Origin of the sequence: Solibacillus sp. FSL W7-1324 (assembly GCF_038008025.1) — a bacterium.
Classification (GTDB): domain Bacteria; phylum Bacillota; class Bacilli; order Bacillales_A; family Planococcaceae; genus Solibacillus.
In genome coordinates, this window is the sequence record NZ_JBBOYH010000001.1 from 584,835 (window position 1) to 597,634 (window position 12,800).

Sequence of the window (12,800 nt, forward strand, 5' to 3'; positions counted from 1 at the left end):
CAATGTTTGCAAGGGGGAATGTTTATGTTACATGATTACGATATTCAAAATGAATCCAATCTATTTTTAGCGATTGCTAAATTACTAATAAGTGTCCTATTTTTATATTGTGCGGCTACATTTATACCTACTTTTGTAGATGATGTCCGCATTGATCAGGGGGAAAGCAATGACCAGTTAAAATTCCGCGTCATTGCCAACAGTTCGACAAATGCCGACCAGCTTATCAAATATGAGGTTGTGGAAACAATCCAAACCTATTTGAAAAATACACCTGAATTTTCAGAAGATATCCACAGTGTGGAAAACATGTATCAGGAAATTCAGAAAACTTACCCACAATTAGAAATTACCTATAAGTTTGGGGATAACTTAATCCCACCGAAATGGACAGCGGGTCAATTTTATCCGCAAAACGAATATTATTCAGTGAATTTCATTATTGGACAAGGGCGGGGCGAAAACTGGTTCTGTGCAGTATTCCCAACACTTTGTACAAACAATGAGCCAATGAAAAAAGAACGCCCGCCATTTTATGTTGCGGAATGGTGGAACAAATTTAAACAAAAAAATAATCCACAAAAAGCAGAAAAAGATATACAAAATGCATTAAGTTACTAACACCTTGGGGATAGTTACACGAAACATCAAGAGAAGGGAGGAAAAAGTAATGCACACTTTCCAATTGAATGTGGATGAATTTGTGGATAATTCAGAAAATTATACACAGGCTGTGGATTTATTGAATAGCGGCGAAATAGTCGCTTTTCCGACAGAAACCGTCTATGGCTTAGGAGCGGTTGCGACAGACGAGCAAGCTGTGAAAAAAATATTTGCTGCAAAAGGACGACCTTCGGATAATCCTTTAATTGTTCATATAGGAACAGTGGAAGAAGTATCGCTGTATACAACAAATATTTCGGAAGTTGCCCGCAAATGTATGGACGCTTTTTGGCCTGGTCCATTGACACTAGTTATGCATGCTAAGCCGAATGTTTTAGCACCAAGTGTAACAGCAGGTCTCGATACAGTTGGAATTCGTATGCCTGATCATCCGGTAGCACTTAAACTTCTTCAAACATTAAAGAAACCGTTAGCCGCGCCAAGTGCGAATCGCAGCGGCAAACCTAGCCCGACGAAAGCCGAACATGTATTTGAAGATTTGCAAAACATTATTCCTTGTATTTTGGATGGCGGAATGACGGGGATCGGACTTGAATCGACTGTTTTGGATGTTACGCTGGATACGCCGGTTATTTTGCGTCCAGGCGGTGTAACGAAAGAAATGCTCGAAGCGGTAATTGGACCGGTTGTTGAGCCTAGTCTGGAACAGCAGAAAATCGAATCGACACCGAAAGCGCCCGGCATGAAATATACTCACTATGCACCGGAAGCTCCTGTTTATCTAATTGAGGCAAATAAGGAAGCGATTGAAACGGCTATTGCCGAATTAAAGCCGGAACATAAAGTTGCCTTATTGGCACCGGAGAGCTTTAAAAACATTGAGGCCGATTATTATTTTTCATTCGGTAATGCCGATGACCTTGATCAAATGAGTGCTTCACTATATGATGCATTGCGTGCATGTGATAAAACGGATGCCACGATTATTTTAGCGACAGCAACATCAAAAACAGGTGTTGGCACAGCGATCATGAACCGTCTGGAAAAGGCGGCAGGCAGCAAATGGTATTTACTTTAAGACATAAACCACATCTTGCAACATCGGGATGTGGTTTTTATGTATAACCTAAAGGATATTTCCCGACCTGAAAGCATAAATTACAACAGCGCTTAGTGGAAGAGGGGAACAGATGCAAGAAGTAGTTGCCGGAATTTTAATGTCGTTCGATGTCGTTGCACTGTATTTAATTGCTACAAATGTTAAGGCGAAATGGTTATTAGCTTTATGGACGGCATTTTTACATATGCTTTTTCCGTTACTGGGTTACCGATTTGGGGAATGGCTTGCCGTCTATTTAACCAACTGGGCATCAGGTCTTTCGACACTGTTGTTGTTTTTTGTGGGGCTGCAGTTACTGCTCTCGAAGAAAGAGGAAAGTTTTCCGGCAATGTCTCTCCCGATAATTGCGATTTTCGCCAGTATTGACACCTTTTCAGTTAGCCTATCTTTTGGTATGCTAAATTTACAAAAATATGTTTTTATCGTTAGTGCAGGCCTATCAACATTTATATTGTCCTATGCTGCATTGGTAATAGCGCAAAAGTCGCCAATATTTAAAAATAACGCATTAAAAAAAGTGGCAGGAATCCTCCTGATTATTATGAGTGTGATGCTACTAAAATGGTGAATTAGAGGGTGTGAGGAACTTGAATATTTATTTTATTTGTACAGGCAATACATGTAGAAGTCCTATGGCAGCAGCAATTTTACAAGCAAAAAACTATGAGAATATTACTGTGCGTTCAGCAGGTATTTATGCACATGAAGGCAATGAAATGTCCCTGAACGCAAAGGAAATATTACACAGGAAAAATATTTCGCAATCACACCGTTCATCGCAATTTACGGTAGAAGATGCACAATGGGCGGATTTGATTTTAACAATGACGACCGCTCATAAAGAAATGGTCCTCCGTTTGGCAGGAGAAGCGGCACATAAAACATTTACGTTAAAGGAATATGTAGAGATGGAATCAGGGCTTGATATTCAGGATCCATTCGGTGGGAACCTGCAAGTTTATGAACAAACGTATGAGCAATTGAACGAAGCAATTAACAAGCTGGAAACTAAATTGAAATTGGAGGATAAAATTTAACATGAACGCTCAGAAAAAGATCTTTAGTTTGCGCCGAAAGCTCGTATTGTTTGTCGGGATATTAGCGCTGATTACTTACACTTGCAGTTTTGTATTCATCGAATATTTACATCCGATGTTTTTTGAATCGACAAGCACAAGCACATTTCAGATTATTACTTATTTATTAGGAATCTTTTGGTCATGCGCATTGGCAGCAGTATTCGGTTTAGTCATTGTTCGCCCTTTACAGCAATTGGAGCGCAGTGCAAACCATGTAGCGGAAGGCAAAATCGGACAAGATGTCGAAATGCCGAAAACAAATGATGAAATCCGCTCCGTAGCAGAAGCATTCCAAACGATGGTGATGAATTTACGCAAGATGGTAAACGGTATTGAAGACAACTACAAGTCAACCGATGAAACGATTTTGAAACTATCGGAAGAAAGTATTTCGGTTACGAACAACGCCGAGCAAATTACAAGTAATATTAGCCAAATTTCATTAGGGGCTGAATCTTCGGCAGTAGCCATTCAAGAAACGGTGGAAGCAATCGAAGAAGTTCGCGCATTAGCCGCGGAAGTGAACAATAAAGCATTACATACAGCAAGTCGCTCAAAAAATCTTTTAACAAACTTAACATCTACAACGGATTCGATTCATGGTGTAGTGAACAGTATTAAAAAAATCGCGACTGACAATGAAAATTCATTGGTAAATATTCGCGAGCTGGAAAAAAATGCGGAGCAGATTGAGCGGATTATAAGTTTAGTAGGCGATATCGCAGGACAAACAAACTTACTTGCGTTAAACGCATCAATTGAAGCGGCAAGAGCTGGCGAACATGGAAAGGGCTTTGCAGTTGTTGCAGAAGAAGTCCGTAGTTTGGCAGACGAAAGTGCAAGCGCTGTTCAGGGGATTACAACACTGATCCAAACAATGCAGCAAAATGTTTCGGTTGTAGTAAAACAGATGAATGAACAAGTATCATTTGCGGTAAACGAATCTTCACGTGTTTCTGAAACAACGACAGCAGTTGAAGGTATGACAAAATCTGTTTATGAAATGGCCGATGATGTCGTTCAAATTTCAGAATTAGTCGCACAGCAAATGAAAAATATTGAACATACATCACATCAATCGCAGGAAGTGGCGGCTATTGCGGAGCAAACTTCTGCAAGTGCACAGGAAGTAACATCCGCTTCACTTGAACAGGCCGAAGCGATCAAGCAAGTGGAAGAACTGGCAAGCAACTTAAAACAACAGTCTGCCGAGCTTTATCGGATGATTCAACAATTCAACCGTACGCAGTAGAGTGGAATATAGTTTAGAAACCCCAATTGGTTTATCAGTTGGGGATTTTTGTTTTGGGAGCGCATGAGGGTTTCTAATAAGTGGCGGAGATTTTCTAATAAACGCGGGGAAGTTCTAATAAAATGCTGAACTTCCAATATATCCGTTCATTGTTCTAAAAAGCTGCTCGGATTGTCTAATAAAGGTGACGGAAGTTCAAATAAACGGGGCCGATTTTCTAATATCCGAAGTAGATCTTCTAATAAACCTTACCCGAGGCACCGCACCCCCCTGTTTCAAATACAAAAAGTCTGGGTATGGTACACTATTGTTTACAATAATTAGTCCTGGGGGGATTTATATTGAACAAAATGAAGTACTGGCTACTGATGGGAGTAGTCGTAGCGGGTCTTGCTGGATGTGGAGACGCAGAGGATGCGGATACGACAGATTCAGTTGACTCAACACCAGCCGAATCCACTGAATCATCAGAAGGAACGGGCTCAACGGATGTTTCTGCAGGTGAAAAAGTGGCAAATGCCAGCTGTGTAGGGTGTCATGGTGGAGATTTAACGGGAGCAATGGGACCAAACTTAACGACGACTTCTTTATCAAAAGAAGAAATTATTGATGTATTGGTCAATGGTAAAGGCGCAATGCCACCGGGGACAGCAAATGGTGAAGAAGAAGCGGTAGCGGAATACATTTTATCATTACAATAACGGTTAAAGACCAGCTCCTTGTCTGAGCGGTCTTTTTTTGTTTGAAACTAATGTCGAAAAACCCATTTCAACTTCACAAAGTCATGTAAAGCTGAACATTAACATAATTAATAATAAAAAAATCAGCTAATACTATCGAAATATTAACAATAAGGTTCATTTATTCGTTTATTATTCGTGTTTATGCATGTATTTTGAAAGTTATTCGGAAAAGACGTGTTATTCTTCCGGAATAAATGGTACACTGATGGTGAATATAATAAGTATACAAAATCGAGGCAGGAGGGATCTTCATGAAAATTGCAATTTCTTCGGATCACGGCGGTAATAATTTACGTAAAGAGATTATGTCACTACTTGATGAAATGTCAATCAGTTATGAAGACTTTGGTCCACAAACGGACGAGTCAGTAGATTACCCGGACTATGCACGTCCAGTAGCTGAACGAGTAGCTGCAGGGGAATTTGATAGAGGAATTTTAATTTGCGGAACAGGTATTGGGATTTCGATTGCTGCAAACAAATTCAAAGGAATTCGTTGTGCACTTGTACATGACGTGTTCTCAGCAAAAGCAACACGTTGCCATAACGACTCAAACATTTTAGCGATGGGTGAGCGCGTAATCGGTCCAGGGCTGGCACGTGAGATTGTTGCAACTTGGCTGGATACACAGTTTGAAGGCGGTCGTCATATTCGCCGTGTTGAAAAGATTACTGAAATCGAAGAAGGGTAACAAATGGTGATTCAATGACAAACTTACACGATTTGCAAAATGATTTAGCGCAAGCATTAACCGAATTTGAGCAACAAGTGAAGTTTTCTGAAGGTCAGCTATTTGTCATCGGCTGTTCCACATCGGAAGTAATGGGTGAGAAGATTGGAACAGCTGGTGCTCTCGATGTAGCGCAAGTTCTATACGAAGAATTTTCAATATTCGCGCAAAGACATAAAATTCACTTAGTTTTCCAAGGCTGCGAGCATATTAACCGAGCTTTAACACTTGAAGCTGCAGCCGCTAAAATGTACCATTTAGAACCTGTTTCGGTCATTCCTGTCCGTACAGCAGGTGGCTCCATGTCTGCATACGCTTTTACACAAATGGATGAACCTGTAGTTGTAGAAACCATCCAAGCACACTACGGGATAGATATTGGTCAAACACTAATCGGCATGCATTTAAAAGCAGTAGCCGTACCTTTACGAACATCTGTTAAGCAACTAGGCAATGCAGTTATTACGTTAGCGACAACACGTCCGAAACTTATCGGTGGAGAACGTGCGCAATATACCGTAACACCTTAACGTTACATATATCATTTACTTGGAAACTCCGAGCGATTCGGAAGTACATTTAGGGGGATTTGAAAATGGCATTTGAAAAATTAGCAGGACAAGACAAAGCAATTTTAGACGCAATTTTATTGGAGAAAAAACGTCAAAACACAAACATCGAACTAATTGCATCAGAAAACTTCGTATCGGAAGCAGTTATGGAAGCACAAGGTTCATATTTAACAAATAAATATGCAGAAGGTTACCCTGGCAAACGCTACTATGGCGGATGTGAGCATGTGGACGTAGTGGAAAATATCGCGCGTGACCGTGCAAAAGAATTATTCGGTGCTGCATATGTTAACGTTCAGCCACACTCAGGTGCGCAAGCGAACATGGCAGTTTACCATACAATTTTAAAACCAGGTGATACAGTACTTGGTATGAACTTATCACACGGTGGTCACTTAACACATGGTTCACCAGTAAACTTCTCAGGTATTCTTTATAATTTCGTAGAATACGGTGTAACTGAAGATACAAACTTAATAGATTATGAAGATGTTCGTCAAAAAGCATTGGAATCTAAGCCAAAATTGATCGTTGCTGGTGCATCAGCTTATCCTCGTGCAATCGACTTTGCTAAGTTCCGTGAAATCGCGGATGAAGTTGGCGCATATTTCATGGTTGATATGGCGCATATTGCCGGCTTAGTAGCAGCGGGCGAGCACCAAAATCCAGTACCATATGCAGATTTCGTAACGACAACAACTCATAAAACGTTACGCGGTCCTCGTGGCGGTATGATTTTAACAAATGATGAAAAATGGGAAAAAGAATTGAATAAATCAGTATTCCCTGGTATTCAAGGCGGCCCATTAATGCATGTCATCGCTGCAAAAGCAGTATCATTCGGTGAAGCATTACAACCGGAATTTAAAGATTACGCAAAACAAATTAAAGCAAATGCAGCGGCACTTGCAAAATCTTTAATGGATGAAGGTGTTGAGATCGTATCAGGCGGTACGGATAACCACTTGCTTCTATTAAATGTAAAATCTTTAGGTTTAACAGGTAAAGTAGCAGAGCATGTATTGGATGAAGTGGCGATTACTACAAACAAAAACACAATTCCATTCGATACAGAATCACCATTCGTTACATCTGGTATCCGTGTAGGTACAGCAGCTGTAACATCTCGCGGTTTCAAAGAAGAGGATGTAATCGAAGTAGGTAAAATTATCGCTTCAGTCCTTAAAAACCATGAAGACGCAGCAGTAAAAGAGGAAGCACGTAAACGTGTTGAAGCTCTTACAGCAAAATACCCTTTATACGCATAATTGAGTTTAAGCCCACTATTTACAATATTGTAGATAGTGGGCTTTTTAATAAGAAGAAATAACGAATAGATAAGCAATTACAGGAGAATGCTACTTAAAGATAATATTTGTACTATTTTTGTATTATAAAAAGGGCAATTTTTAAAACATTCTTGTCATAGTTTTCGTTAACTTTATTTTCTGTTATACTGTGTTAGATAAACAACAGTTAGGAGATGTCAACGTGAGTAAAGTATACGTATTTGACCACCCATTAATCCAACATAAGTTAACTTATATTCGAGATAAAGAAACAGGGACAAAAGAATTCCGGGAGTTAGTTGATGAAGTCGCAACATTAATGGCTTTTGAAATTACTCGTGATTTACCACTGGAAGAAATCGAAGTGGAGACACCTGTTACAAAGGCGAAGGCAAAAGTATTATCAGGGAAGAAAATGGCGATTGTCCCAATTTTACGTGCGGGTATCGGAATGGTAGATGGCGTATTAAAATTAATTCCTGCTGCAAAAGTAGGTCATATTGGTCTTTACCGTGATCCGGAAACATTAAAGCCAGTAGAATATTATGCAAAACTTCCAGCAGATGTTGAAGAACGTGACTTCATTATTGTTGACCCGATGCTAGCAACGGGTGGTTCAGCTGTAGAAGCGATTAATTCACTGAAAAAGCGCGGTGCGAAAAGCATCAAGTTTATGTGTCTGATCGCAGCTCCAGAAGGTGTGGAAGAAATTCAAAAAAATCACTCAGACGTAGATATTTACATCGCATCTCTAGATGAAAAATTAAATGATCATGGCTATATCGTACCAGGCTTAGGTGATGCCGGGGATCGTTTATTCGGAACAAAATAATAAATAAACGAGACGTCCGTAAGCAGTTGCGGGCGTTTTCTATTAAATAGCAAGTTGATTAGACATTTGCAGAAAAAATTAATTACAGATTAGACAAGGAGAAAAATGATGACGAAGAAGTTTAAAGTTATGACGATTTTTGGAACAAGACCGGAGGCAATTAAAATGGCGCCTCTTGTGCTGGAACTGGGAAAACATCCGGAACAAATTGAATCGATTGTTACTGTAACGGCACAGCACCGTCAAATGCTTGACCAAGTATTGGAAACTTTTGAAATTAAGCCGGATTATGATTTAAATATAATGAAAGACCGTCAAACATTAGTAGATGTAGCGACGAATGCACTATTAGGACTTGATCGAGTAATGAAGGAAGCAAAACCTGATATCGTGTTGGTACATGGTGATACGGCGACAACTTTTGTTGGCAGTCTGGCAGCTTTCTACAATCAAATTGCAATTGGCCATGTTGAAGCAGGACTTCGTACAGGTCAAAAATATTCACCATACCCGGAAGAGATGAACCGTCAGTTAACAGGGGTAATGGCAGATTTGCATTTTGCGCCAACTGAACAGTCTCGTGCTAACCTGCTAAAGGAAAATAAACCGGCAGAAGCGATTTTCGTAACGGGTAATACGGCAATTGATGCATTAAAAACAACAGTAAGTGACCATTACACACATCCGGTTATTGAAAAAATCGGTTCGGACCGCATGATTTTATTAACGGCACACCGTCGTGAAAATCTAGGTGAACCAATGCGTAATATGTTCCGTGCAATTATGCGTTTACTGAACGAGCATGATGATGTCCAAGTTGTCTACCCTGTGCATATGAATCCTGCAGTACGTGAAGTTGCCAATGAAATTTTAGGGGACAACCCGCGTGTTCATTTAATTGAACCATTGGAAGTTTTTGATTTCCATAATTTCGCTGCCCGTTCTTACATGATTTTAACGGATTCCGGCGGTGTTCAAGAAGAAGCGCCATCATTAGGGAAGCCGGTACTGGTTTTACGTGATACAACAGAGCGTCCTGAAGGGATTGCGGCAGGTACACTGAAACTTGCGGGAACAGATGAAGAAGTAATTTACAAAATGGCTAAAGAATTATTAGTCAATGACGAAGCTTATGAAGCAATGGCACATGCATCGAATCCTTATGGAGATGGATTTGCTTCCGAACGTATTGTGGAAGCATTAATGCAATTTGCTCAAAAGCAGTTAGTGGATGAAATTATCGAAAAAGCAGAGACTCGATAATCCAATTTCTTACTGAAATTTACTTTAAAATGAAATTGACAACAGGGGATAGCATTTCACTCCTGTTGTCAAGTATTAAATTCGACATTATTGCCGAAAAATTTTTTCTTGGATACAAAAAATGTATCGACACGGAAAAAACGCATGAAATAGCGAATTTTAGCGTTAGTGAAAAAATGCAAAAAATATTTATGCATAACTATACACAAATTTGTCAACAATTTGACAAGGAATGTATCTATGTGAAGTTTTTCACCATTACTAATTGACATCAAAAACCCCCTATTGTATGCTTACAAAGGGTAAGAATGATAAGAGTTTCGCCTAGTCAAAAGACGTTGAAACGCTTGTTATATCAAGTTTCTACTAGATTGACAGTTGAAACGAAACTCGTCAATTTGCAACGTTCTATGCGCCTGGATGAAGTCCGTGAAGATTAAGAGACACTTAGAAGTATGAAATGAATGTTCACAATAGGATTTTCCTGAAGTGGAATTATTTACTACTTGTAACGGCCTCTAATTTTGTAGTGCATTTACTACGTTTTAAATTCATTTAATGGTCGATGAACACTTTCTTTACTCGAAAAAAGTTTCAGGAGATTAACTGCCAATGCTAAATTTGCATCACGTTTTTGCAATGCAGAAGAAAGCGTTCTTTTTTTTGCTTGCTGTTTGTACGTTAGGCTGGGGATTTTCGCCATATGATTCTATATTTGCTGGTATAGCCCTAGGTGCGTTCTTTGGTACGTATAATTTTTGGATTTTACTTCGACGTATGGAAAAATTTGACCGTTCCATTAGTGAAGGGACAAAAGTAGCATCTATCGGTACAGCGCTTCGCTTTGGATCAGGTGTTGCCGCAGTCGCAATCGCAATATCGTTGCCACAATATTTTCACTTAATAAGCACGGTCATTGGGCTGATGATTCCGTACATCTTTTTAGTAGTAGAAAGAGTAGTACATCATATAAAAAGCCACTAAGGTGCATTTGAAAGAGAGGTGAATGCAAAAATGGATCATACAGCTCCAGAGCTAGATTTGGATTTAGGCTTTATGACGCTTACTTTCAACTTATCTACAGTACTAACTCTCTTAGTAGCTGCAGTCATCGTATTTATTATCGCGTTTGTATCAACACGTACACTTGCGTTAAAACCGACTGGTATGCAGAACTTCATGGAATGGGTTATGGATTTCGTGAAAAATATTATTAAGAGTAATATGGACTGGAAAACTGGTGGGCGCTTCCACATTCTAGGGATTACATTAATTATGTTCATTGCAGTGTCCAACTTACTTGGTTTACCAATGGGTGGTATTCTGTACGGCCATGATTTATGGTGGAAATCACCAACAGCCGATCCAGTTGTTACAATGACATTAGCTTCGATGGTTCTAGTTTTAACACAGTATTACGGCGTAAAAATGCAAGGTACTGGCGGTTATGCTAAAACATTCTTCCAACCAATGTCGTTTATGTTCCCGTTAAAAGTTATTGAAGAGTTTGCAAATACGTTAACTCTAGGTCTACGTCTTTACGGTAACATTTATGCCGGCGAGATTTTACTAACGTTACTAACTGGTTTAGCAGTTTCAAGTGCGTTTGGTTTCTTCGGTGCAATCGTACCAATGATGGCGTGGATGGGATTCTCGATTTTCATCGGATTTATCCAAGCTTTCATTTTCACAATGTTAACGATGGTATACATGGCTCACAAAGTGAGTACAGACCATTAATTATAAGTTCCCGCATTCAATGTAGTGCGGTAATTTGAACCAAAAAAAATTACAACATCCAAGGAGGATATTATCAAATGGTAGGTTCAGTAGGTTTATTAGCAGCAGCAATCGCAATCGGTTTAGCAGCACTAGGTGCAGGTATTGGTAACGGTTTAATCGTTTCAAAAACAGTAGAAGGTATCGCTCGTCAACCAGAAGCACGTGGCGCACTTCAAACTACAATGTTCATCGGGGTTGCATTAGTAGAAGCATTACCGATCATCGCAGTAGTAATCGCATTCATCGTAATGAACCAATAGTCTTCATAAAAAGATTATTAAAATCCAGTGGCGAAGTAGACTTCATTTGAAACCCTTCGCCATTAGTTTTGTGTAAATAAGAAATACCCTTTTTTATTTAATATTAAATATGAACAAAAAGTATGACAAAATATAGATTTTATTCAAGCTCTTGAAGGGAGTGAAACAATCGTGTTTTTAGACTATCTTGTACTAGGTGCAGGCGCTACTGGCATTAACTTAGGTGATGCTATTGCGACGTTAGTGATTTTCTTAGGTTTAATGGCACTTCTTAAAAAGTTCGCTTGGGGTCCTTTAATGGGTATCATGCGCGAGCGTGAAGAGTTAGTTGCAAGCGGTATCGATGCAGCTGAAAAAGCTAAAAAAGAAACACAAGCACTATTAGAAGAACAAAAGAGCCTTCTTAAAGAAGCTCGCACTGAAGCGCAATCAATTATTGAGAACGCTAAAAAGCAAGGCGAAGCAACTCGCGAAGAAATCGTGGTAACTGCACGCGCTGAAGCGAACCGTCTAAAAGAATCTGCTGTTCGTGATATCGAAGCAGAAAGAGAAAAAGCAATCGCTGCTGTACGTGAAGAAGTAGTTTCATTATCAGTACTTGCTGCGTCTAAAGTTCTTGGGAAAGAAATTTCTGAAGCAGACAATAGCGCACTAATTAAAGAAACGATTGCGAAGGCAGGCGAAGCGAAATGAGTCAATCGACTGTAGCAAATCGCTATGCTCAAGCAATTTACGAATTAGCATTAAGCAAAAACCTTCTTGCTGAAGTAGGTGCAGATTTACGTGAGATCAAAACAGTAGTAACTACAAACGAAGAGTTTATGGCATTACTTACTGCTCCGAAAATCTCTACTGACCGTAAGAAAGAGCTTATCGCTCAAATTTTAACGGGTGCACAGCCAATCGTTGTTAATATGGTTCAATTCCTAATCGAAAAGAAACGTCTTAACGAATTAACAGCTGTTGCAGACCAGTATCAAGCATTATCAGCTGCCGCTCAAGGCACTGCAGATGCTAAAGTATACTCTACGCGTGAATTAACTGATGGCGAACGTGCAGAAATTTCTGCTGCTTTCGGCAAGTTAGTCGGCAAAGGGCAACTTAACATTACAAACATTATCGATGCGTCATTAATTGGTGGCGTACGCGTTCAAATCGGCAACTACATTTTCGACAGCACTGTAGCGTCTAAGCTAGAGGACTTAAAACGAGTATTAGTTGGCTAAATCTTAAGAAATGTGAGAGGTGAACAT

16 protein-coding genes are annotated in these 12,800 nt (G+C 39.6%); all 16 read left to right on the forward strand.

The annotated features are described in order from the left end of the window. The first annotated feature begins 24 nt into the window (after positions 1 to 24). The 16 genes from MKY71_RS02875 (at position 25) to MKY71_RS02950 (ending at position 12,773) form a co-directional block, all read left to right on the forward strand. On the forward strand, positions 25 to 621 hold the full coding sequence (locus MKY71_RS02875; protein ID WP_340731535.1) for a stage II sporulation protein R: 597 nt from the start codon (positions 25 to 27) through the stop codon (positions 619 to 621). Positions 622 to 670: 49 nt separating this feature from the next. After that, the gene (locus MKY71_RS02880; protein WP_340731536.1) at positions 671 to 1,702 is read left to right on the forward strand and encodes an L-threonylcarbamoyladenylate synthase; all 1,032 of its coding nucleotides are present in this window, start codon (positions 671 to 673) and stop codon (positions 1,700 to 1,702) included. A gap of 112 nt (positions 1,703 to 1,814) precedes the next feature. Then, on the forward strand, positions 1,815 to 2,312 hold the full coding sequence (locus tag MKY71_RS02885) for a manganese efflux pump (protein WP_339175129.1): 498 nt from the start codon (positions 1,815 to 1,817) through the stop codon (positions 2,310 to 2,312). A gap of 19 nt (positions 2,313 to 2,331) precedes the next feature. After that, positions 2,332 to 2,781: a low molecular weight protein arginine phosphatase gene (locus MKY71_RS02890; RefSeq protein ID WP_340731537.1), complete on the forward strand. Its 450-nt coding sequence runs from the start codon at positions 2,332 to 2,334 to the stop codon at positions 2,779 to 2,781. Position 2,782: 1 nt separating this feature from the next. After that, a complete protein-coding gene (locus MKY71_RS02895; RefSeq protein ID WP_340731538.1) occupies positions 2,783 to 4,075 on the forward strand; it encodes a methyl-accepting chemotaxis protein in 1,293 nt (430 codons plus the stop codon). A 350-nt stretch (positions 4,076 to 4,425) separates the two neighbouring features. Then, complete coding sequence (locus MKY71_RS02900) at positions 4,426 to 4,776, forward strand: c-type cytochrome (protein WP_339199614.1); 351 nt, start codon at positions 4,426 to 4,428, stop codon at positions 4,774 to 4,776. A gap of 293 nt (positions 4,777 to 5,069) precedes the next feature. Beyond that, complete coding sequence (rpiB, locus tag MKY71_RS02905; protein WP_339175134.1) at positions 5,070 to 5,510, forward strand: ribose 5-phosphate isomerase B; 441 nt, start codon at positions 5,070 to 5,072, stop codon at positions 5,508 to 5,510. A gap of 14 nt (positions 5,511 to 5,524) precedes the next feature. After that, on the forward strand, positions 5,525 to 6,079 hold the full coding sequence (locus tag MKY71_RS02910) for a TIGR01440 family protein (RefSeq protein WP_340731539.1): 555 nt from the start codon (positions 5,525 to 5,527) through the stop codon (positions 6,077 to 6,079). Positions 6,080 to 6,144: 65 nt separating this feature from the next. Further along, on the forward strand, positions 6,145 to 7,389 hold the full coding sequence (glyA, locus tag MKY71_RS02915; protein ID WP_339175137.1) for a serine hydroxymethyltransferase: 1,245 nt from the start codon (positions 6,145 to 6,147) through the stop codon (positions 7,387 to 7,389). Between the two features lie 223 nt (positions 7,390 to 7,612). Beyond that, positions 7,613 to 8,242 carry a uracil phosphoribosyltransferase gene (gene upp, locus MKY71_RS02920; RefSeq protein ID WP_251689856.1) on the forward strand — a complete coding sequence of 210 codons (630 nt, stop codon included), beginning with the start codon at positions 7,613 to 7,615 and terminating at the stop codon, positions 8,240 to 8,242. A gap of 108 nt (positions 8,243 to 8,350) precedes the next feature. Beyond that, positions 8,351 to 9,505, forward strand: a complete 1,155-nt coding sequence (gene wecB / locus MKY71_RS02925) for a non-hydrolyzing UDP-N-acetylglucosamine 2-epimerase (RefSeq protein WP_339197524.1) — start codon at positions 8,351 to 8,353, stop codon at positions 9,503 to 9,505. Positions 9,506 to 10,117: 612 nt separating this feature from the next. After that, positions 10,118 to 10,489, forward strand: a complete 372-nt coding sequence (locus tag MKY71_RS02930) for an ATP synthase subunit I (protein WP_251689854.1) — start codon at positions 10,118 to 10,120, stop codon at positions 10,487 to 10,489. A 30-nt stretch (positions 10,490 to 10,519) separates the two neighbouring features. After that, the gene (atpB, locus tag MKY71_RS02935) at positions 10,520 to 11,245 is read left to right on the forward strand and encodes a F0F1 ATP synthase subunit A (protein WP_339175141.1); all 726 of its coding nucleotides are present in this window, start codon (positions 10,520 to 10,522) and stop codon (positions 11,243 to 11,245) included. 77 nt (positions 11,246 to 11,322) lie between these two features. After that, positions 11,323 to 11,547, forward strand: a complete 225-nt coding sequence (gene atpE, locus MKY71_RS02940; protein ID WP_008404451.1) for a F0F1 ATP synthase subunit C — start codon at positions 11,323 to 11,325, stop codon at positions 11,545 to 11,547. Between the two features lie 171 nt (positions 11,548 to 11,718). Then, positions 11,719 to 12,240 carry a F0F1 ATP synthase subunit B gene (gene atpF / locus MKY71_RS02945; protein WP_339175142.1) on the forward strand — a complete coding sequence of 174 codons (522 nt, stop codon included), beginning with the start codon at positions 11,719 to 11,721 and terminating at the stop codon, positions 12,238 to 12,240. Beyond that, positions 12,237 to 12,773, forward strand: a complete 537-nt coding sequence (locus MKY71_RS02950) for a F0F1 ATP synthase subunit delta (protein ID WP_079524649.1) — start codon at positions 12,237 to 12,239, stop codon at positions 12,771 to 12,773. Before atpF ends, MKY71_RS02950 begins: the two co-directional genes overlap by 4 nt. The last annotated feature ends 27 nt before the right edge of the window (positions 12,774 to 12,800 follow it).

What these genes read in the sequence shown, in the direction of transcription:
- MKY71_RS02875 (WP_340731535.1), top strand. Translation starts at nt 25, where the DNA reads ATGTTACATGATTACGATATTCAAAATGAATCCAATCTATTTTTAGCG.
- MKY71_RS02880 (WP_340731536.1), top strand. Translation starts at nt 671, where the DNA reads ATGCACACTTTCCAATTGAATGTGGATGAATTTGTGGATAATTCAGAA.
- MKY71_RS02885 (WP_339175129.1), top strand. Translation starts at nt 1,815, where the DNA reads ATGCAAGAAGTAGTTGCCGGAATTTTAATGTCGTTCGATGTCGTTGCA.
- MKY71_RS02895 (WP_340731538.1), top strand. Translation starts at nt 2,783, where the DNA reads ATGAACGCTCAGAAAAAGATCTTTAGTTTGCGCCGAAAGCTCGTATTG.
- MKY71_RS02900 (WP_339199614.1), top strand. Translation starts at nt 4,426, where the DNA reads ATGAAGTACTGGCTACTGATGGGAGTAGTCGTAGCGGGTCTTGCTGGA.
- rpiB (WP_339175134.1), top strand. Translation starts at nt 5,070, where the DNA reads ATGAAAATTGCAATTTCTTCGGATCACGGCGGTAATAATTTACGTAAA.
- MKY71_RS02910 (WP_340731539.1), top strand. Translation starts at nt 5,525, where the DNA reads ATGACAAACTTACACGATTTGCAAAATGATTTAGCGCAAGCATTAACC.
- glyA (WP_339175137.1), top strand. Translation starts at nt 6,145, where the DNA reads ATGGCATTTGAAAAATTAGCAGGACAAGACAAAGCAATTTTAGACGCA.
- wecB (WP_339197524.1), top strand. Translation starts at nt 8,351, where the DNA reads ATGACGAAGAAGTTTAAAGTTATGACGATTTTTGGAACAAGACCGGAG.
- MKY71_RS02930 (WP_251689854.1), top strand. Translation starts at nt 10,118, where the DNA reads ATGCTAAATTTGCATCACGTTTTTGCAATGCAGAAGAAAGCGTTCTTT.
- atpB (WP_339175141.1), top strand. Translation starts at nt 10,520, where the DNA reads ATGGATCATACAGCTCCAGAGCTAGATTTGGATTTAGGCTTTATGACG.
- atpE (WP_008404451.1), top strand. Translation starts at nt 11,323, where the DNA reads ATGGTAGGTTCAGTAGGTTTATTAGCAGCAGCAATCGCAATCGGTTTA.
- MKY71_RS02950 (WP_079524649.1), top strand. Translation starts at nt 12,237, where the DNA reads ATGAGTCAATCGACTGTAGCAAATCGCTATGCTCAAGCAATTTACGAA.